General features: G+C 66.8%; 20 protein-coding genes. 11 read left to right on the top strand and 9 right to left on the bottom strand.

The window, feature by feature from the left end; genetic code table 11:
* Window positions 1-8: 8 nt before the first annotated feature.
* The 4 genes from ACEQZY_RS13485 to ACEQZY_RS13470 all read right to left on the bottom strand — a co-directional run bounded on the left by ACEQZY_RS13485 (window position 9) and on the right by ACEQZY_RS13470 (window position 2,071).
* Window positions 9-881 carry a hypothetical protein gene (locus tag ACEQZY_RS13485; RefSeq protein WP_341705630.1) on the bottom strand — a complete coding sequence of 291 codons (873 nt, stop codon included), beginning with the start codon at window positions 879-881 and terminating at the stop codon, window positions 9-11.
* Window positions 882-1,027: 146 nt separating this feature from the next.
* The gene (locus ACEQZY_RS13480; RefSeq protein ID WP_370155138.1) at window positions 1,028-1,546 is read right to left on the bottom strand and encodes a hypothetical protein; all 519 of its coding nucleotides are present in this window, start codon (window positions 1,544-1,546) and stop codon (window positions 1,028-1,030) included.
* A gap of 5 nt (window positions 1,547-1,551) precedes the next feature.
* Window positions 1,552-1,761 carry a hypothetical protein gene (locus ACEQZY_RS13475; RefSeq protein WP_341705255.1) on the bottom strand — a complete coding sequence of 70 codons (210 nt, stop codon included), beginning with the start codon at window positions 1,759-1,761 and terminating at the stop codon, window positions 1,552-1,554.
* Window positions 1,762-1,846: 85 nt separating this feature from the next.
* On the bottom strand, window positions 1,847-2,071 hold the full coding sequence (locus ACEQZY_RS13470) for a sulfurtransferase TusA family protein (protein ID WP_341705254.1): 225 nt from the start codon (window positions 2,069-2,071) through the stop codon (window positions 1,847-1,849).
* A gap of 150 nt (window positions 2,072-2,221) precedes the next feature.
* Between ACEQZY_RS13470 and ACEQZY_RS13465 the strand changes: the two genes are divergently transcribed.
* Genes ACEQZY_RS13465 through ACEQZY_RS13455 form a run of 3 tightly spaced genes read left to right on the top strand, consistent with a single transcriptional unit; the run spans window position 2,222 to window position 4,820 of the window.
* Complete coding sequence (locus ACEQZY_RS13465; RefSeq protein WP_370155136.1) at window positions 2,222-3,310, top strand: YeeE/YedE family protein; 1,089 nt, start codon at window positions 2,222-2,224, stop codon at window positions 3,308-3,310.
* 42 nt (window positions 3,311-3,352) lie between these two features.
* On the top strand, window positions 3,353-4,096 hold the full coding sequence (locus tag ACEQZY_RS13460; RefSeq protein ID WP_370155134.1) for a cytochrome c biogenesis CcdA family protein: 744 nt from the start codon (window positions 3,353-3,355) through the stop codon (window positions 4,094-4,096).
* 46 nt (window positions 4,097-4,142) lie between these two features.
* The gene (locus tag ACEQZY_RS13455) at window positions 4,143-4,820 is read left to right on the top strand and encodes an SOS response-associated peptidase (RefSeq protein WP_341705251.1); all 678 of its coding nucleotides are present in this window, start codon (window positions 4,143-4,145) and stop codon (window positions 4,818-4,820) included.
* Between the two features lie 3 nt (window positions 4,821-4,823).
* On the opposite strand, the gene ACEQZY_RS13450 is transcribed toward ACEQZY_RS13455, so the two are convergent.
* The gene (locus tag ACEQZY_RS13450) at window positions 4,824-5,573 is read right to left on the bottom strand and encodes an SDR family NAD(P)-dependent oxidoreductase (RefSeq protein ID WP_341705250.1); all 750 of its coding nucleotides are present in this window, start codon (window positions 5,571-5,573) and stop codon (window positions 4,824-4,826) included.
* A gap of 131 nt (window positions 5,574-5,704) precedes the next feature.
* Between ACEQZY_RS13450 and ACEQZY_RS13445 the strand changes: the two genes are divergently transcribed.
* Window positions 5,705-7,099 (top strand): ethanolamine ammonia-lyase subunit EutB, encoded by a 1,395-nt coding sequence (locus tag ACEQZY_RS13445; protein WP_341705249.1) that lies wholly within the window; start codon window positions 5,705-5,707, stop codon window positions 7,097-7,099.
* On the top strand, window positions 7,096-7,842 hold the full coding sequence (gene eutC, locus ACEQZY_RS13440; protein WP_370155131.1) for an ethanolamine ammonia-lyase subunit EutC: 747 nt from the start codon (window positions 7,096-7,098) through the stop codon (window positions 7,840-7,842). The genes ACEQZY_RS13445 and eutC overlap by 4 nt, the downstream gene beginning before the upstream one ends.
* Here eutC and ACEQZY_RS13435 read toward each other — a convergent pair.
* Both ACEQZY_RS13435 and ACEQZY_RS13430 read right to left on the bottom strand, forming a co-directional pair.
* Window positions 7,832-9,253, bottom strand: a complete 1,422-nt coding sequence (locus ACEQZY_RS13435) for an FMN-binding glutamate synthase family protein (protein WP_341704393.1) — start codon at window positions 9,251-9,253, stop codon at window positions 7,832-7,834. The genes eutC and ACEQZY_RS13435 overlap by 11 nt on opposite strands.
* Window positions 9,254-9,365: 112 nt before the next feature.
* Window positions 9,366-10,757 (bottom strand): class II fumarate hydratase, encoded by a 1,392-nt coding sequence (locus tag ACEQZY_RS13430; RefSeq protein WP_370155288.1) that lies wholly within the window; start codon window positions 10,755-10,757, stop codon window positions 9,366-9,368.
* 339 nt (window positions 10,758-11,096) lie between these two features.
* Here ACEQZY_RS13430 and ACEQZY_RS13425 point away from each other — a divergent pair, with 339 nt between their 5' ends.
* The gene (locus ACEQZY_RS13425) at window positions 11,097-12,152 is read left to right on the top strand and encodes a methyl-accepting chemotaxis protein (protein ID WP_341704394.1); all 1,056 of its coding nucleotides are present in this window, start codon (window positions 11,097-11,099) and stop codon (window positions 12,150-12,152) included.
* Between the two features lie 15 nt (window positions 12,153-12,167).
* Here ACEQZY_RS13425 and ACEQZY_RS13420 read toward each other — a convergent pair whose 3' ends face one another.
* Together ACEQZY_RS13420 and ACEQZY_RS13415 are read right to left on the bottom strand one after the other, a co-directional pair.
* Window positions 12,168-13,097: an SAM-dependent methyltransferase gene (locus ACEQZY_RS13420; protein ID WP_370155127.1), complete on the bottom strand. Its 930-nt coding sequence runs from the start codon at window positions 13,095-13,097 to the stop codon at window positions 12,168-12,170.
* Window positions 13,098-13,117: 20 nt separating this feature from the next.
* A complete protein-coding gene (locus ACEQZY_RS13415) occupies window positions 13,118-13,321 on the bottom strand; it encodes an Arc family DNA-binding protein (protein ID WP_370155125.1) in 204 nt (67 codons plus the stop codon).
* Window positions 13,322-13,747: 426 nt separating this feature from the next.
* Between ACEQZY_RS13415 and rpsF the strand changes: the two genes are divergently transcribed.
* The 5 genes from rpsF to ACEQZY_RS13390 all read left to right on the top strand — a co-directional run bounded on the left by rpsF (window position 13,748) and on the right by ACEQZY_RS13390 (window position 17,921).
* The gene (rpsF, locus tag ACEQZY_RS13410; RefSeq protein ID WP_370155123.1) at window positions 13,748-14,218 is read left to right on the top strand and encodes a 30S ribosomal protein S6; all 471 of its coding nucleotides are present in this window, start codon (window positions 13,748-13,750) and stop codon (window positions 14,216-14,218) included.
* Complete coding sequence (gene rpsR / locus ACEQZY_RS13405) at window positions 14,218-14,487, top strand: 30S ribosomal protein S18 (RefSeq protein WP_341704398.1); 270 nt, start codon at window positions 14,218-14,220, stop codon at window positions 14,485-14,487. Before rpsF ends, rpsR begins: the two co-directional genes overlap by 1 nt.
* 47 nt (window positions 14,488-14,534) lie before the next feature.
* Window positions 14,535-15,521: a DUF2232 domain-containing protein gene (locus tag ACEQZY_RS13400; RefSeq protein WP_370155120.1), complete on the top strand. Its 987-nt coding sequence runs from the start codon at window positions 14,535-14,537 to the stop codon at window positions 15,519-15,521.
* Window positions 15,521-16,078 (top strand): 50S ribosomal protein L9, encoded by a 558-nt coding sequence (rplI, locus tag ACEQZY_RS13395; RefSeq protein ID WP_370155118.1) that lies wholly within the window; start codon window positions 15,521-15,523, stop codon window positions 16,076-16,078. Before ACEQZY_RS13400 ends, rplI begins: the two co-directional genes overlap by 1 nt.
* A 346-nt stretch (window positions 16,079-16,424) precedes the next feature.
* The gene (locus ACEQZY_RS13390; protein ID WP_341704401.1) at window positions 16,425-17,921 is read left to right on the top strand and encodes a replicative DNA helicase; all 1,497 of its coding nucleotides are present in this window, start codon (window positions 16,425-16,427) and stop codon (window positions 17,919-17,921) included.
* Window positions 17,922-18,053: the final 132 nt, after the last annotated feature.

Genomic DNA, 18,053 nt, shown 5'->3' with positions numbered 1-18,053 from the left:
CGAGATGCCTAGCGCCGACGGTGCTTGGAGGCAGCCGACTGCTCGGACATGAAGCTCTGCAGCTTCTCGATCGACTGGCGCGGCATCGGGTCCTGCCCTGACAGCATCAGGGTGAGGGCCACGCGGCTGACGCCGATGCGCTGGGCCAGCTGGTCGAGCGACAAGGCCGCCTGCTTGCAGGCCTGCGAGACGGCAACCAGCGACCCCTTCTCGACATAGAAGCGGCCCCACTGCTCGCGCACGCCGATTTTCGCCGGCAGGGTCGCCATGCCATTGCCGGCCATGCTGGCCCGTTCCAGCGGAATGCTTTCCGGCGGCACCAGGGAGGTGCGCATGGTCGACGGCGTGGCCGACATCTTCGGCGGCGGCGGGGCCGGCTGGAATTCGTCGAGCCTGGGCGCGCCCTCGATGCTCTGCTCGAGCAGCCGGCGCACCGCGTCGACCAGTTCCTGGCTCACCGGCGCAAGGTCATGCTCCTCGCCGAAGCGATCGTAATACTGCGCGATCTCGCTGAGGCGGTTCAGCCGGCGTTCGAGGAATTCGCGGGCACCCAGCGGCAGCCGGCGGCCCGACTGCGTGATGTTGATCAGGTAAATCCGCGTCGTATCCAGTTCGAGGATGGTGATCTTCCAGCGGATTTTCGACAGATGCTTCTGCAGCGGCAGACGCTTGGTCTCGTCGAATTCCGGGATGCGGCCATCGACCAGATCGACGAAGACGTAGAAATGCTCCATCTTCTCGACGAAGCGCTTGTAGTCGGCAAAATTGCTGGTGAGGTTGCCTTCGTTGCGGCAAAAGGCGAGCAGTTCGCGGCTCTGGTTCTCCACCACGCCGACCAGTTTCAGGGTTTCCTGAACAACCGGTTTGATCGCCTGGTTCACGTCTCGGTTCCCATCCGCCGGTCAGTCCTGCCGGCCTCGAGTCACATTGCACCGCACTCAGACTAAGATTTCTGCCAGAAAAACGGGGATGCGGCAATCCGGCTTGATGCCTCCCGGCCCTGCAAATATGGCCGGCGTGACCGTGGTCAATGTTTAGGCGCAGCCGCCGGCGGCGTGGCCGGGGCCGCGCCGGCCGCAGCCGGCGCCATGGTGTCCGGCAGATCATGCGGGGCGCAGTACAGGCCGCTGCCCCGCAACCGATGACAATAGGCAAGCACCTGATCGTGCTCGGCAAACCCGCCAATCAGCAAGCGGATCACCTTGCCGCGCTGGCCGCCGAGATCGATCTCGGCATAACGGCGGCCGGCCTCCGTCAGGGCCGGTGCCTGGGCCAGCAGCCGCGGCCAGGCCGCCTCCGCCTCGGTCATGGTCTTGTAGCTGGCGATATGGGCCGCGTATTTCGGCGGTGGGGGCGGCGGCGGTGCCGGCGGCGGCGGCGGTGCCGGCGGCGGGGGAGTCACGGCCGGCTGGATCGGCGGCGGCGTCTGCATGGCCGGCGGTTCCGGCGCCGAGCAGGCAGCCAGCGCCAGCCCCAGGCACAGGCTCAGACACAGGCCTCGTCCGGCCCGCGGATACCGGCGGCCGGCTGCGGAGATCGCCGGCATCGCGCTCACTTCTCGATCAGCCGGAACAGCGAGCGGTCGAGCACCGCATTGATCGAAACGGTCTTGGTGCTGCTGGTATCGCGCTCGTTGACGAGCTGGACATGCATCACATCTTCGCCCGGAAAATGGATCAGGCGGGCCACGCGCCACGTGAAACCGTGCCGCTGCTCGAAACGCTGGCCGGGCACAATACTTTCGGCTGTCAACTTCGCCATGGGAACACCTTGAATCGCCTGCCTTTCAGGCTAGCGCATTCGCTTCCCAGCGCCAACCGCCGGATGCAGGCCAGCAACGATGCGGTCAGGCGGCCTGGCGAATCCGGAACACGAAGACGCCGCCCTGCTCCTCCAGCGAGACCAGGTCGTAGCCCGAGGCCTCGCACAGGGCCGGAATGTCCTTCGCGGCATTGGGGTCGGTCGCCTCGACCGTGAGGATGTCGCCCCGGGGCACGCTTTTCATCCGCTTCTTGGTGCGCAGCACCGGCAGCGGGCAGTTCAGGCCTTTGACGTCGAGAATCTCGCTCATGATCGGCATCCTGGGAGGCGGGTACTTATTTTACAAAAACTAGTGTTAATAAATATAATACTTCACCTAAGAAATGTAAATCCTATACTCCCCCGCAAGTTCGTATTATCACACCGCCCGTCCCGTTTGTGCGATTCCGGAGATGCCGCCATGAGCGCGCTGCCCCTGCCCTATCTCGTCAACCTTGCCGGCCTGCTGCTCGGCGCCGTCTTCGGCGCCGCGGTCCAGCGCAGCAATTTCTGCACCATGGGCGCGATCAGCGACATGGTGCTGATGGGCGACGGCAACCGGCTGCGCAGCTGGGCCCTGGCCATCGCAGTGGCGATGCTGGGCAGCCAGCTGCTGCATCTGGCCGGCCTGGTCGATCTCGGCACCGCGATCTATGCCACCCCCAGTCTCGGCTGGCTCGGCGCCGCCATCGGCGGCCTGCTGTTCGGCTTCGGCATGGTACAGGCGGGCGGCTGCGGCAGCCGCACGCTGGTGCGGTTCGGCGCCGGCAACCTGAAGTCCCTGCTGGTGATCCTGATGATCGGCATTGCCGGCTATGCCACCCTGCGCGGTATCGTCGGTCCGGTCCGCGTCTGGCTGGAAGGCTGGTCGGTGATCGACCTGAAGGCACGCGGCTTCGCCAGCCAGACCCTGCCAGACCTGCTGGGCGGCAGTGCCGCCGTGCGCTGGGCGCTGGCGCTGGCGATCCCGGCCGCACTGCTGGCCTGGGTCTTCGCCTCGCCGCGGTTCCGCCGGCAGCCCAGTCTGATCATGGCCGGCATCGTGATCGGCCTTGTCATTACCGGCGGCTGGGCAGCCACCGGCATTCTCGGCGCCGACGAGTTCGAGCCGGCTCCGCTGGCCTCGATGACCTTCGTCGCGCCGATCGGCTATGCGCTGCAATACCTGATGACCTTCACCGGAGCCTCGCTCGATTTCGGCATCAGTACCGTGGCCGGCGTGATCCTCGGCGCCTTCCTGATGGCGAAAGCCGATGGCAGCTTCCGTGTCGAGAGCTTTGCCGGCGCGCAGGATGTGGTCGCGCATATCGTCGGCGGCATTCTCATGGGCATCGGCGGCGTCACGGCCCTGGGCTGCACCGTCGGCCAGGGCCTGACCGGCGTGTCGACCCTGGCCCTGGGCAGCTTTGTCGCACTTGCCGGGATCGTGATTGGCGGCATCCTGGGGGTCCGCTATCTTGAGGAAGGCAGCCTGCCCGGAGCCTTTCGCGCCTTTTTCCAGCGCGGCTGAACCGCAAGCAACCATCCCGGCTGCCGGGAGAGAAACAGCATCATGGGCGGTCTCGACATTTCCTATGCCGGCGCGGCCGGCGCCGGGCTGCTCAGTTTCCTCAGTCCCTGCGTGCTGCCGCTGGTGCCGGCCTATCTGTGCTTCGTTGCCGGCACCTCGCTGGATCGCCTGGTCGCCGCGGACGGCATCGACCCCGCGCTGACCCGCCGCGTCTTCGTCTCGGCCCTGGCCTTCGTGGTCGGCTTCTCGACGGTCTTCATCATCATGGGGGCTTCCGCTTCTGCGCTGAACCGGCTGCTGATCGAGAATATCGACATCATCGGCAAGGTGGCCGGCGCGGTGATCGTGGTCTTCGGCCTGCATTACATGGGCCTGCTGAAAATCCCGCTGCTCTACCGCGAAGCCCGCATCAATACCACCGAACGGCCGACCAGCATCCTCGGCGCCTATGTGATCGGGCTGGCTTTCGCTTTCGGCTGGACGCCCTGCGTCGGCCCGATCCTCGCCACCATCCTCACCGTTGCCGCCAGCCGCGACCAGCTCGGCTATGGCGTCTCGCTGCTGGCCACCTACGCGCTCGGCCTCGGCATTCCCTTCCTGCTGGCGGCACTGGCGGTGAAGCCGTTCATGGGCTTCATGCAGAAATTCCGCCGCCACCTGCACAAGGTGGAGATCGTCGCCGGCGCCCTGCTGGTGGTCACCGGCATTCTGATTTTCACCAACAGCCTCGGCCAGATCAGCTACTACCTGCTGGAGCTGTTCCCCTGGCTGGCAGTCATCGGCTGACGGCTTTTGCTGGCCCGAATCGGGCGCGGTCCGCTATGCAGGAGGCATGTGCGGACGCTACAGCCTGACGAAATCCCTCGACGATCTGGCATCGTTTTTCGAGCTGTATGAACTGGCGCAGAAACCGAATCTCGCGCCGCGCTGGAACATCGCGCCGACGCAAGGCTCTGCCGTGCTGCGGCTGTCCGCCGATCACCATCCTGAAATCGCCATGCTGCGCTGGGGCTTCGCCGGACCCAACAATGCGCCGCTGATCAACGCGCGCAGCGAAACCGCCGCCGGCAAGCCGACCTTCCGTGAGGCTTTTGCCGCCCGCCGCTGTCTGGTGCCGGCCGACGGCTTTTATGAATGGCAGGCGATTGACGGCCAGAAGGCAAAGCAACCATGGCGGATCGGCCTGAAAGGCGGCGGCCTGTTCGCCTTCGCCGGCCTGTGGCAGCGCGAGCCGGCCTTCGGCGATGCCGACTGTTTCACCATCCTGACCACGGCAGCCAACGATTATCTGGCACCGCTGCACGAACGCATGCCGGTGATCCTGCCGCGCGAGCGGTTCTCGCTGTGGATGGATCCGGCCACGCCGCCGGCGATCCTGCTGCGCCTGCTGCAGCCCTATCCGGCCGAGGCGATGGCGCGCTACCGCGTCACCGCGGCGGTGAACAGCATCCGCACCGACGACGAGAGCTGCTTCGTCCCGCTCAACCCGGCCCTGAAACGCGCCGCCTGACGCCTACAGCATCTGGCCGCCGTCGACGGCAACGGTCTGGCCGGTGATCCAGCTGCCTGCCTGCGAGCACAGGAACAGCACCAGGTTGGCCACTTCCTCGGGCCGGCCCATGCGGCCGAAGGGGATGCCGCCAAGGATGGCATTGTAGAGTTTCGGATTGCCCTGCTTCGCCTGGTCCCAGACGCCACCGGGGAATTCGATCGAGCCCGGCGCCACGCAGTTGACCCGGATATTCTTCGCCGCCAGCGCCGCCGCCTGGGTCATGGTGTACTGGATCAGTGCCGCCTTCACGGCGCCATAGGGCGGCGTGCGTGCATTGGCGGCAAGGCCGGAAATCGACGAAATATGCAGGATGGCGCCGCCGCCGGCCTTTTCGATATGCGGGATGGCGGCATGCGAGGCACGCACGCTGCCCATCAGATCGACATTGATGGAGGCGGCCCAGCCGGCCTCGTCGTCGGTGCGGCCGAAACCGGAGGCATTGTTGATCAGGATGTCGATGCCGCCGAGGGCCGCGGCCGCCGCCTCGACATAGCCGCGCACGGCATCGCCGTCACCGAGATCGCAGGGCGCGGCATGGGTCTTCACGCCCAGCGCCGTCAGTTCTGCCTCGGTCTGGCGCAGGCCGCTTTCGGAACGGGCACAGATCGACACGTCGGCACCTTCGGCAGCAAAGCCCAGCGCAATCGACCGGCCGATGCCACGGCTGCCGCCGGCGACCACCACGCGCCTGCCCTTCAGTCCCAGATCCATGGTTCCACTCCCTTTCCGATACCAGGCAGACAGCTTGGGCGATGGCAATCCTGCAGGCAACGGTCGTGACCAATGGACCAATTCTCTGGTATGCTTTTTGCTGTTCCGTCCCGGCAACCGACCGGAGCATCATGACCGCCTATACCCACAGCCTGAACGGTACCCGCTACCGGTTCGACGACCTGAAGACGCTGCTGGCCTGCGCCACGCCGCTGCGCTCGGGCGACCAGCTGGCCGGCATTGCGGCGGAAAGCGACGAACAGCGCGTGGCGGCGAAAATGGCGCTGGCCGACCTGCCGCTGAAAACTTTTCTCGGCGAAGCCGTGATCCCCTACGAACAGGACGAGGTGACCCGGCTGATCGCCGACAGCCACGATGCCGCCGCCTTCGCCCCCGTCTCGCATCTCACCGTGGGCGGCTTTCGCGACTGGCTGCTGTCCTATGCCGCCAACACGGAGGCGCTGGCCGCGCTGGCGCCGGGCCTGACGCCGGAAATGGTGGCGGCGGTTTCCAAGCTGATGCGCAACCAGGACCTGATCGCGGTGGCGGCGAAATGCCGGGTGGTAACGGCCTTCCGCAGCACGGTCGGACTTGAAGGGCGGCTGGCCGCCCGGCTGCAGCCCAATCACCCGACGGATGACCCCGAGGGCATCGCCGCCGCCCTGCTCGATGGCCTGCTCTACGGCATGGGCGATGCCGTGATCGGCATCAACCCGGCCAGCGACAGCGTACCCGACGGCATCCGCCTGCTGGACCTGCTGGACGGCGTGCGGCAGCGGTTCGACATCCCCGCACAAAGCTGCGTGCTGGCCCATGTCACGGCGACGCTGCAGATGATCGAGCGCGGCGCGCCGGTCGATCTGGTGTTCCAGTCCATTGCCGGCACCGAAGCCGCCAATCGCGGCTTCGGCGTCGATCTCGCGCTGCTGCGCGAGGCCCATGATGCCGGCCGGTCGCTGAAACGCGGCAGTGTTGGCGACAACGTGATGTATTTCGAGACCGGCCAGGGCAGCGCCCTGTCGGCCGATGCCCATCACGGTGTCGACCAGCAGACCCTGGAGGTGCGGGCCTATGCGGTGGCGCGGGCATTCCGGCCGCTGCTGGTCAATACGGTCGTCGGCTTCATCGGTCCGGAATATCTCTACGACGCCAAGCAGATCATCCGTGCCGGGCTGGAAGACCATTGCTGCGGCAAGCTGCTCGGCCTGCCGATGGGGGTCGATGTCTGCTACACCAACCATGCCGAGGCCGACCAGGACGACATGGACAGCCTGATGACCCTGCTGGGCAATGCCGGCGTGAATTTCCTGATCGCCGTGCCGGGCGCCGATGACGTGATGCTGAATTACCAAAGCCTGTCGTATCACGACGTGCTGGGCCTGCGGCATCTGCTGGGCCTGAAGCCGGCACCGGAATTCGAGGCCTGGCTCGGCCGCATGGGCCTGCTGGACGCAGCCGGCCGCCTGCCGCCGCCCGCAGATGGCAGCAGCGCCGTGAAGCGCCTGACCGCCATGGGGCTGGCGTGACGACACCGGCCGACGACCCCTGGTCGCGCTGGCGTGCCGCCACCCGCGCCCGTATCGGCCTGGGCCGCAGCGGCGATGCGCTGCCGACTTCGGCACAGCTCGAATTCCAGGCGGCCCACAGCCGTGCCCGCGATGCCGTGCATGGCGCTGCCGACTTCGCCGCGCTGGCTGCCGCGCTGGCGCCGTGGGACTGCATTGCCGTGCACAGCCGGGCGCCGGACCGTGCCACGTTCCTCAGGCGCCCGGATCTCGGCCGGCGCCTCGTGCCCGAAAGCCTGCCGGTGCTGGAAGCTGCCCGGAGCGACTGGGACATCGCCTTCGTGGTGGCCGACGGACTGTCGGCCCGCGCGGTCGAGGCCCATGCCGTGCCGCTGCTGCGGGCCTGTCGGGCGCGGCTGGGCGGCCTGCGTCTGGCGCCCGTGGTGCTGGCGGCACAGGCGCGCGTGGCCCTCGGCGACGAGATCGGCGCGGCACTGGGGGCCGCCTGCATCGCCGTTCTGGTCGGCGAGCGACCCGGCCTGACGGCGGCCGACAGCCTCGGCGTCTATCTCACCTGGGCGCCGCAGCCGGGCCGGCGCGATTCCGAGCGCAACTGCATCTCCAACATCCATGGCGACGGCCTCGGCCATGATGCCGCAGCGGATATCCTGTGCTGGCTGCTGCGCGAGGCATCGCGGCGGAAACTCAGCGGCATCGGCCTCAAGGTCGACCCGGCCGCCATCGCCGGCACGCTTACAGGATAAGATCGCCGCCGTTCACGCGCACATGCTGGCCCTTCAGTTCGCGCACCGACTTGCAGCCACAGGCATGGGCGATGGCCTCGACATCGTGTCGAACGGCCTGGGCATAGTTGGCCACCCGCACACCCTTGCGCGCCGGATCGAGGCCGCGCATGAACCGCGGATCATTCGAGGTCACGCCGGTCGGGCAGTGGCCGGTGTTGCATTTCATTGCCTGGATGCAGCCCAGCGCGAACATGAAGCCGCGCGCCGAGACAACGAAATCGGCACCCATGCAGATCGCCCAGGCCACCTTGTCTGGCGTCAGCAGCTTGCCCGAGGCGACCAGACGGATGCGGTTGCGCAGGCCATAGTCACGCAGACGCTGGGCCACGTAAGGCAGTGCCTGCACGATCGACTGGCCGACATAATCGGCCAGCGGCGCCGGCGCGGCGCCGGTCCCGCCCTCGGCACCGTCGATCTGGACGAAGTCCGGCGCATCGTCCGGGCATTGCTGCAGGTAGCCGAAAAACTCGTCGACGAATTCATAGCTGCCGACCGCCATCTTGATGCCGACCGGTTTCTGGGTGGTCCGCCGCACCCGGTTGATCAGGGCAACCAGGGTCGGGATGTCGGTGATGTCGTGATGCCGGCTCGGTGAGTTGGACGGCTTGCCCGGCTCGATGCCGCGGATCTCGGCAATTTCGGGGGTGACCTTCGAGGCCGGCAGGATGCCGCCGCGGCCGGGCTTGGCGCCCTGGCTCAGCTTGATGCAGAACATCCGCACCTGTTCGATGGCGGCAATCTTGCGCAGCTTCTCCTCGTCGAGATTGCCGTCCTTGTCGCGCACGCCGTATTTGGCGGTGCCGATCTGGAAGCAGATGTCGCAGCCGGCCTTCAGGTGGTAGGGCGACAGGCCGCCCTCGCCGGTATCGAGCCACATGCCGGCCATCGCCGCGCCTTCCGACAGCGCGGTAACGGCCGCCGAGGACAGCGCGCCGTAGGACATGCCGGAAATGTTGAAGAAGCTCTTCGGCTTGTAGGGATGGCGCACGATGTCCTTGCCGATCCACTTGCCGGTATAGGCCTCGGCCTCCTCGTCATTCACCGGAAAGGCGGAATGCAGGAAATAGATGTGGCCGGGCTGCTGGGCATCGACCTCGGAACCGAAGGCGATGTAGTTGGAGACGCCCTTGGCCGAGCGATAGACCCAGGCGCGGGTCAGGCGGTTGAACGGGCGTTCCTCCCAGTCTGCCGTGAACCAGTACTGGCGGAAATACTCGCCCAGATTCTCCATGACATAGCGGAAACGGCCATAGATCGGGAAGTTGCGCCGGATCGCGTGGTCGCGCTGGATCCAGCGGTCATAGACGTAGTACCAGGCCATGGTACCGGCCGCGAACAGGACAATCGCGGCAAACGCGTAGCCAAGCATCTCGTTCTCCCACCCCTGCGCCACCCTGTGCCGGCGGCTTGGGGCAAGCCTAGCACAATCCGCAGTGGAACCGGACTACCATTAAAACATCACCGCAACGTTACCGCCCCCGTCAGTCCGCCGGCCCCAGCATGCGGTGGGGGTCGGCCAGCCGGTCGTATTCCTCCGCGGTCAGCAGGCCGAGATCGATGGCCGCCTGTTTCGGACTGGTGCCGTCGGCAAAGGCCTTGTTGACGATCTTCGCCACCCGGTCGTAGCCCAGATGCGGGTTCAGCGCGGTGGCCAGCATGATCGAATGCTCCACGTTGCGCTGCAGCGTGGCGGTGTTGGCGGTGATGCCGGCCACCATGTCGGTGCCGAAGGCGGTGGCGGCATCGCTCAGCAGGGTGATCGCCTGCAGGATGTTGTGCACGATCACCGGCTTGGCCACATTCAGCTCGAAATGCCCCGCCGCCGCCGCATGGGTCACCGTCACATGGTTGCCCATCACCTGGTAGCAGACCTGCAGCATCGCCTCGGCCAGGGTGGGATTGCGCTTGCCCGGCATGATCGACGAGGTCAGGCCGTCATGGGGCAGCAGCAGCTCGCCCAGACCCGCCCGCGGCCCCGAGCCGAGGAAGCGGATGTCGTTGGCGATCTTGGCCAGCGAAACGGCCACCGTGTTCAGCGCACCGCTGGCCTCCACCAGCGCGTCATGGGCGCCCATGCCCTCGAACTTGTTCGGGTTGGCAACAAAAGGCAGGCCGCTGAGATCGGCCAGCTCGGCGGCGAAGGCCGTATCGAAACCCTTCCTGGCGTTCAGCCCGGTGCCGACCGCCGTGCCGCCCTGCGCCACCGGATACAGCCGCGGCAGGACATCATGGATGCGGGCGCCGGCCAGCTCGACCTGGCGGGCCATGGCGCCGAACCCCTGGCCGAGCGTCATCGGCACGGCGTCCTGCAGGTGGGTGCGGGCGATCTTCACCAGCTCGCTCCAGCCCGCCGCCTTGGCGGCCAGCTGGCGCTGCAGGCCTTCCAGCGCCGGGATCAGCCGGTGCTTCAGCTCCAGCACGGTGACGATATGCATCACCGTCGGGAAGGTGTCGTTGGACGACTGGCCGCGGTTGACATGGTCGTTGGGATGCACCGGCGCCTTGGTGCCAAGCGGCTGGCCGAGCAGATCGTTGGCGCGGTTGGCGATCACCTCGTTGGCATTCATGTTGGTGGCGGTGCCCGATCCGATCTGCCAGACCGGCAGCGGGAAATGCGCGTCGAACTTTCCTTCCCAGACCTCGCGGGCCGCCTGCTGGACCGCCTCGGCCAGGTCGGCCGGCAATTCGCCAAGCTTCGCATTGGCCCGCGCGGCGGCCAGCTTCTGCAGGCCGATCGCCTGCACCAGCGCCGGCGGCAGCCGCTCGCTGCCGATGCGAAACAGCTGCAGGGCCCGCTGGGTCTGGGCGCCCCAGTAGCGCTCGGCGGCCACCTCGATGGTGCCGAAGGCATCGCGTTCTGTCCGGGTCTGCATGGTCACTCCATCGGTATCCTGAGCATGGTCCATCCTCACATAAGTCGGGCCGGGACCGGTTGGAAGATCACGGAACGAGCATGCACTGCCTGTTTTCTGGCCGGATTCTGCACGCACCCAGCCCATTTATTGGGCAGCCCATGCCGGAGATTCCGGAAACCGCCACAGCCTGCTGCACCCGTGGAACAGAAGCCGGTGCCCTGCCCCGCTCTTCCCCGGCCGGCCACAATAACGCACAGAACAACAAGGGTTTCCCGCAATCCTTCCGTGTGCGGCATGTTTCGTGCAGACAATATCCCCAACCGTTCTCGCCGGACTTAAAGATAACAGAGCCAGACCATGACGACCCAGATGCATCATCTGCAGGTTCACAAGCTCATCGACGACATCGAACAGGATGTGCAGCAGTTCGGTGCCACCAACGAGGAGATCGCCTTCCAGACCACCCTGCTGTCGCTGAACGCCTCGATCGAGGCGGCCCGCGCCGGCGAAGTCGGCCGCAGCTTCGCCGTGGTCGCCCAGGAGGTGAAGGCGCTGGCCAACCAGGCCTCGACCAACTCCAAGCGCTTCCGCGAGGTGGTGCTGACCCGCATCACCGATTCCAAACGCGCCGCCGAACAGATCGTCGGCCAGATCGTCAAGGACCTCGAAGGCCCGCGCCTGACCGACATGGCGCAGACCATGGTGCAGCTGATCGTGCGCAACCTGTATGAGCGCACCTGCGACTGCCGCTGGTGGGCCACCGACGATGCCATGTGGCGCGCCCTGCAGGAACCCTCCGATGAACTGCTGGCCCGCGCCGGCGAGCGGCTCGGCATGATCAACCGCTTCTACACCGTGTACCTGAATCTCGTGCTGGCCGACGCCCAGGGCCGCGTCGTCGCCACCTCGAACCCGAAACTCTTCCCGCGCGTCGCCAAGGCCTCGGTCGCCCGCACCAAATGGTTCCAGGCCGCGATGCAGTCGGCCAGTGGCGACGACTATATCGTCGACGACATCAGCCAGAGCGCCAGCCACGACAACAAGGCGGTGGCGATCTACGCTGCCGCGGTCCGGGCGGGCGGCGAGATCTACGGCGCCCCGCTCGGCGTGCTGGGCGTCGTCTTCGACTGGGACAAGCAGGGCCGCAGCATCGTCCACGACGAACCCTCGCTGAGCGACGAGGAATGGAAACGCACCCGCGTGCTGCTGCTCGATGCCGGCCGGCGCATCATCGCCGCCTCCGACGGCAAGGACCTGTACCAGACCTTCACGCTCGACCACGGCGGCAAGGACCGCGGCTATTACTATGCCGCGGACGGCTCGCTGGTCGCCTTCGCCCGCACCATCGGCTACGAAACCTATGACGGCCTGGGCTGGTATGGCGTGATCGCCCAGCAGCCACGCCGGGACTGAGGCCGCCACCGTCCGTCATTCCGGCCGGCGCCACAGCCAGCTCAGTTCGTGCTTGTTGTTGTGCATGTGGCGCAGCCGGCTGCCCGGGATGGCGGCGAAGGCGCGCGCCGTCTCGTGGTCGGTTTCGCCCTGGAATTTCAGGGTGCAGACGGCATTGCGCACCTGTCCGGTGGCCAGCCAGCGCTGCACCAGCGCCAGCAGCCGCGCCGGATAGCAGATCACGTCGGAACACAGCCAGTCGACGGCACCGAAGGCCGCCGGGTCCAGCGCGAAGGCACTGCCCTGCTGCCAGGTCACGCCCGGTATCGCCGCGACGGCCGGTGCCAGCGGCGCCTTGTCGACGGCGGTGACCGTGGCACCCAGCTTCGCCAGCACCCAGGTCCAGCCGCCCGGCGAGGCGCCGAGATCGAGACAGGTCTGGCCCGGCTGCGGCAGGCCGCCGGGCACACCGCCACCATGCTCCAGCGCATGGCGGGTCAGGGCTTCCTGGAATTTCAGATAGGCGCGGCTGGGGGGTCCCTCGCGATCCTCGACGAAGCGCCATTCGCCATGGGGCATGGGCGACGCGCAATGCGCCGCATGCAGCATGCGGTCCGGCGCCAGCAATGTGAAACTGCCCAGCGGCGCCGCCGGCACCGGCGCCGCGAAAACCGGCGGCTTCGCCGAGACATGCGGCAGCTTTTCGGCGATCAGTTTCGCCCGGCGATGGTGCAGCGGCGCATAGGCAGCCCAGTTGCGCTGGATCGCCTTCAGCTTCGCGGCGGCATCGCCAATCGATTCAATGGCGATTTCCTGTACGTCGAACCAGGTGTTGGCAGCCCAGGCGGCATCGATCACGGCATCGGCCAGCAGCAGGCGGCCGTGTTCGGCGACCACATGCCCCGCCAGTTCGTGGCGGAGCTGGGCGTCGAAGCCGTCGGCGGCGAGATAGCCTGTCAGGGTCATGGTGCGGGTGCGGGTCCGTGTCAGCGACGGTCCGGATACCCGTCGCCCGCCGGACTGTCCACCGCCGGACCGTCCACCGCCGGCAGGCCGCGCCGGGCCGGCAGCAGGGCAGCCATCAGGATCGCCCGCAATTCCGCTTCCATGGAGCGGCCGTTCCAGGCCGCCCGCAGACGCAGCAGGGTCCGTGCCTCTTCGGGCAGGCCGCGAATACAGAACGATGCCATGACCCTCTCCTTTGCTGACCGCCGCGAACCGCTGGTGACCGTTACGGACCGCTGGTGACCGTTACGGACCGCTGGCGACCGCTGGTGACCGCCAGTGACCGGCCGGGACCGTTTCTGACCGCTGGTGACCGCTGCAGACCGCCGGCGCCATCAGTGATAGCAGTGCGCGCATGGCGATTTGGGACCAGAAGCCCGATGAATATGAACATATAGCGTACATCTGCCAGTTTCAAGGCCTCTCCGGCATCCCCGGGGCCGGGCCGCCGGCCCATATTGCCAAGGGAGGGAAAATCGCTATAGTCCGCGCCCTCACATAGCTCCTTGCTGGGTGTTCCCGAGAGACTTTCCCGGGGCCCCGGCTAGGTCCGATCCGTCGGCACATGGGGTGCCGCCGCCGGGCCGCAAAAGCCAGAAGGAGAGCTGCCGATGGCGTTCTACGAGAACGTATTCATCGCGCGCCAGGACGTCTCGACCGCCCAGGTCGAGGCCATGGTTGCGCAATTCAGCGAGATCATCAAAGGCCAGGGCGGCGAGGTCACCAAGACCGAGCAGTGGGGCCTGCGCAATCTCAGCTACCGCATCAAGAAGAACAAGAAGGGGCATTACGTGCTCCTGAACATCTCGGCCAGTGGCGCTGCCATTGCCGAGCTGGAGCGCAACATGCGCATCCACGAGGATCTGCTGCGCTACCTGACGGTGCGCGTCGAGGCCCTCGAGGAAGGCCCGTCCGCCATGCTGCTGAACAAGGGCCGCGACGACCGCCCGGATCGCGGCGACCGTCCGCGCTTCGGCGACCGCGATCGCGGTGACCGTGGCGACCGCGGTGATCGCGGTGATCGCGGCGAGCGCCGCCCGCGTTTCGAGCGTGATGACTCCAACTCTGCGGAGGCCAACTGATGTCGAGCTTTGGTTCCAAGCCCGCTGCCGGCGGCCGTCCGGCCACCCGCCGCCCGTTCTTCCGGCGCCGCAAGACCTGCCCGTTCTCGGGCGCCAATGCGCCGAAGATCGACTACAAGGACACGAAGCTGCTGTCGCGGTTCATTTCCGAACGCGGCAAGATCGTGCCCTCGCGCATCACCGCAGTATCCGCCAAGAAGCAGCGCGAACTGGCCCAGGCCATCAAGCGCGCGCGCAACCTGGCGCTGCTGCCCTTCGTCATCAAGTAAGGTCCTGAGCGGCCGTCAGCCGACGGTCGCGTGAGGGAACCCCGGATATGACCCGCAGCCTGATCATCGGTGGCCTTGCCGGCCTGGCGAGTGCGGTGCTGACGCTGACCGTGGCCCACGGTCTGCTCGGCTTCGTGCTCTCCTATCTGGCGCCACTGCCGCTGCTGCTGGCCGGCCTGACCCATGGCGTGCTCGCCGTGGGCATCGCCGGCGCGGTAGGCACGGCGGTCAGCGGCCTCAGCGGTCCGGCCACCAGTGCGATCTTCCTGGCCTTTTTCGCGGCCCCGTCCGCGATCCTGGTCCGGCAGGCACTGCTGGCCCGGCCGGCCGGGGAAGCGGGTCCGGAAGCCGAGCCGGTATCCGGCGCGCTGGAATGGTATCCGGCGGGCCGGCTGGTGCTCTGGCTGTCCGGCTGGGCTGCCGGCCTGTTCGTCCTCGCGCTGCTGGTGACTGCCGGCAACGAGGGCGGCCTGCCCGGCACCATCCAGCCGGCCGTCGAGAAGATGCTGGTCGCCTTCCAGCAGGCCATCCCCGAGCTGGCCGGCAAGGGTGTCGATGCGGCGGATATCGCGGCCTATCTGGCGCCGCTGCTGCCGTCGGCGATGACCTTCGGCTGGCTGGTGGCGATGGTCCTCAACGGGGTGCTGGCCCAGGGCATGGCGGTGATGCTGAAGCAGAACCGCCGCCCCAGCCCGCAATACCGCGCGCTGGCACTGCCGCGTTTCCTGGTGGTTCTGCTGGCGGTGGCCGCCCTGGCGATTGTCGTGCTGCCGCGCGACGCCGCCTTCGCGGCCATCACGATGACGACGGTTCTCGCCTTCCCCTACCTGTTGCAGGGGCTGGCGGTGGTGCATGGCCTGGCGGCCAAGACCGCCATGCCGGGTTTGCTTTTGGCCGCCTTCTACGCGGCTTTGGTGGTTGGCCAGCTGGGCGCCTTGATTGTCGTGCTGATGGTCATCCTTGGACTGATCGAAGAATGGGCGGGTTTCCGCCGGCACCTCGCCGGGACCGGAACCGACCGGGAGAACAACTGATGCAAGTGATTTTGCTCGAACGTGTCGAAAATCTCGGCCAGATGGGCGATGTGGTGAAGGTGAAGGACGGCTACGCCCGGAACTTCCTGCTGCCGCGCAAGAAGGCGCTGCGGGCCACCGATGCCAACAGGGCCGTGTTTGAAACCCAGCGCGCCCAGCTCGAGGCGCAGAACCTGGCCAAGAAGGGCGAGGCCGAGAAGGTTGCCGCCAAGATGGAGGGCACTGCGGTCGCCCTGCTGCGCCAGGCCGGCGACAGCGGCCAGCTCTACGGCTCGGTCAGCGCCCGCGACATCGCGGAAGCTGTCACCGCCGCGGGCTTCAGCGTCAACCGCAACCAGATCGTGCTGTCCAGCCCGATCAAGATGGTTGGCGTGTATGCCGTGAAGGTCGTGCTGCATGCCGAGGTCAGCACCGAGGTGAAGGTGAATGTCGCCCGCTCCGAGGCCGAGGCCGAGGCACAGGTGAATGCCGAGAGCCTGCTCGACGAGGGCGTCGCCCTCGAGGGCGACGAGGCCGAGGCGGCCGACGAGGACGAGGACGAGGCCGCCGAGGCCTGACTGTCGCCGCCGTATCGGCAGAGATACGGCCGCCAGCGACAGCCTACCGACTGTACCGAGCGGGCCGGCAGCGATGCCGGCCCGATTCGTTTTCCTGTCCATTCGGACAGGGTCTGTGGATGAGTTTTTTGCGCGGCCGGAAATCGCTGCTGCAACACCGACTTAGACAGGCGACTTACCCCCAGCGAAAATCCGGTGGATAATGTCCCGTCAACAGAAATCTGGGACTGGAAGTGTGGCGCCGCTTGGCTGTTAATGCCGCCCCGCCACGTCGCGATGCCATAAAACTGTCGCCGCGCCGTCACGGACCGCCTGACACGAAGCTCGAACCGGGAAGAAATCCGCCATGGCCGTGGTGAGCCCTTTCTCAACACCCTCCGCCAACGACCAGGCCACCGCTTCCGGCACCCCCGAACCCAGCTTCCGCATCCAGCCCCATAACCTCGATGCCGAGCAGGAGCTGCTGGGCGCCATCCTCGTCAACAACGACGCGGCGATGAAGGTGTCGGGCTTCCTGCTGGCGACGCATTTCTTCCACGAGGCCCATCGCCGCATCTACGAGGCGGCCCTGACCCTGATCGAGCGCGGCGAAATCGCCAATCCGGTCACCCTGAAGGCCTATTTCGAGCGCGACGAGGTGATCGCCAAGGCCGGCGGCCCGGCCTATCTGGCCCGGCTGGCCGCCGCCGCCACCACGGTGATCAACGCCGAGGATTACGCCAAGGTGATCCATGACCTGGCGCTGCGCCGCGAACTGATCAGCATCGGCGAAGACATGGTCAACCGCGCCTACGACCCCAAGGTCGAGGAGCCCGCCACCGACCAGGTCGAGGAAACCGAGCAGCGGCTGTTCAAGCTGGCCGACGAGGGCCGCTCGGATGGCGGTTTCGTCTCGTTCCGCGATTCGATCCGCCAGTCGATCGAATCCGTGCAGTCGGCCTGGCAGAAAGGCGGCCTCAGCGGCGTGACCACCGGCCTGAAGGACATGGACCGCATGCTCGGCGGCATGCATGCCTCGGACCTGATCATCCTTGCCGGCCGCCCCTCGATGGGCAAGACGGCGCTGGTCACCAACATGGCCTTCAATGCCGCCAAGAAGTATTTCGAGACCGATGGCGCCGAGGGCGCGCCGGTTGCCTTCTTCAGCCTGGAAATGTCGGCCGAGCAGCTCGCCACCCGTATTCTCTCGGAGCAGACCCGCATCCAGTCGGAACGGCTGCGCCGCGGTGAGATCACCGACGACGAATTCACCCGCGAGATCGTGCCCAAGAGCCGGCTGCTGGAACAGATCCCCTTCTTCATCGACGATACCGGCGCGATTTCCATCGCGCTGCTGCGCAGCCGCGCCCGCCGGCTGAAACGCACCCACAATATCGGCATGATCGTGGTCGACTATCTGCAGCTGGTGCGCGGTGCCAATTCGCGCCGCAACGACAACCGCGTGCAGGAAATCTCCGAGGTCACCCAGGCGCTGAAGGCGCTGGCCAAGGACCTGAACGTGCCGGTGATCGCCCTCTCCCAGCTCAGCCGCGCGGTGGAAAGCCGCGACGACAAGCGGCCGCAGCTGTCGGACCTGCGTGAATCGGGCGCCATCGAGCAGGATGCCGACGTCGTCATGTTCGTGTTCCGCGAGGAGTATTACGAGATGCGCAAGCAGCCCTCCGAGGGCACGCCCGAGCATGTCGCCTGGCAGGAAAAGATGGACCGCATCCAGAACCTGGCCGAGGTGATCATCGGCAAGCAGCGTCACGGCCCGATCGGCCGCGTGGTCCTGCATTTCGAGAGCGCCTTCACCCGCTTCGGCGACCATGTCGCCGCCGACCACCTGCCGGAAGCCTACTGAGCCGGCACGCATCCCTCCGGTTGTTCCTGCCCTGCCCGACCGCCTGCCCCCTGCCGGAAGCCCCGTTTTCCCAAGGGTTTACATTTCATAAGGTTACCGGAAACACACTCCCGTAGGCGGCTGCGAAACAAT

This window comes from Ferrovibrio sp. (genome assembly GCF_964218355.1).
Taxonomy (GTDB): Bacteria; Pseudomonadota; Alphaproteobacteria; order Ferrovibrionales; family Ferrovibrionaceae; genus Ferrovibrio.
The sequence above is the reverse complement of the archived record's forward strand: the minus strand, read 5'-3'. Positions and strand labels throughout refer to the sequence as shown.

Coding starts and splice junctions, on each gene's coding strand:
- rpsR (WP_341704398.1), top strand. CDS start 14,218: ATGTCGAGCTTTGGTTCCAAGCCCGCTGCCGGCGGCCGTCCGGCCACC.
- ACEQZY_RS13460 (WP_370155134.1), top strand. CDS start 3,353: ATGGGCGGTCTCGACATTTCCTATGCCGGCGCGGCCGGCGCCGGGCTG.
- rpsF (WP_370155123.1), top strand. CDS start 13,748: ATGGCGTTCTACGAGAACGTATTCATCGCGCGCCAGGACGTCTCGACC.
- ACEQZY_RS13400 (WP_370155120.1), top strand. CDS start 14,535: ATGACCCGCAGCCTGATCATCGGTGGCCTTGCCGGCCTGGCGAGTGCG.
- ACEQZY_RS13465 (WP_370155136.1), top strand. CDS start 2,222: ATGAGCGCGCTGCCCCTGCCCTATCTCGTCAACCTTGCCGGCCTGCTG.
- ACEQZY_RS13435 (WP_341704393.1), bottom strand. CDS start 9,253: ATGCTTGGCTACGCGTTTGCCGCGATTGTCCTGTTCGCGGCCGGTACC.
- ACEQZY_RS13425 (WP_341704394.1), top strand. CDS start 11,097: ATGACGACCCAGATGCATCATCTGCAGGTTCACAAGCTCATCGACGAC.
- ACEQZY_RS13475 (WP_341705255.1), bottom strand. CDS start 1,761: ATGGCGAAGTTGACAGCCGAAAGTATTGTGCCCGGCCAGCGTTTCGAG.
- ACEQZY_RS13390 (WP_341704401.1), top strand. CDS start 16,425: ATGGCCGTGGTGAGCCCTTTCTCAACACCCTCCGCCAACGACCAGGCC.
- ACEQZY_RS13450 (WP_341705250.1), bottom strand. CDS start 5,573: ATGGATCTGGGACTGAAGGGCAGGCGCGTGGTGGTCGCCGGCGGCAGC.
- ACEQZY_RS13455 (WP_341705251.1), top strand. CDS start 4,143: ATGTGCGGACGCTACAGCCTGACGAAATCCCTCGACGATCTGGCATCG.
- ACEQZY_RS13470 (WP_341705254.1), bottom strand. CDS start 2,071: ATGAGCGAGATTCTCGACGTCAAAGGCCTGAACTGCCCGCTGCCGGTG.
- rplI (WP_370155118.1), top strand. CDS start 15,521: ATGCAAGTGATTTTGCTCGAACGTGTCGAAAATCTCGGCCAGATGGGC.
- ACEQZY_RS13445 (WP_341705249.1), top strand. CDS start 5,705: ATGACCGCCTATACCCACAGCCTGAACGGTACCCGCTACCGGTTCGAC.
- ACEQZY_RS13430 (WP_370155288.1), bottom strand. CDS start 10,757: ATGCAGACCCGGACAGAACGCGATGCCTTCGGCACCATCGAGGTGGCC.
- ACEQZY_RS13420 (WP_370155127.1), bottom strand. CDS start 13,097: ATGACCCTGACAGGCTATCTCGCCGCCGACGGCTTCGACGCCCAGCTC.
- ACEQZY_RS13480 (WP_370155138.1), bottom strand. CDS start 1,546: ATGCCGGCGATCTCCGCAGCCGGCCGCCGGTATCCGCGGGCCGGACGA.
- ACEQZY_RS13415 (WP_370155125.1), bottom strand. CDS start 13,321: ATGGCATCGTTCTGTATTCGCGGCCTGCCCGAAGAGGCACGGACCCTG.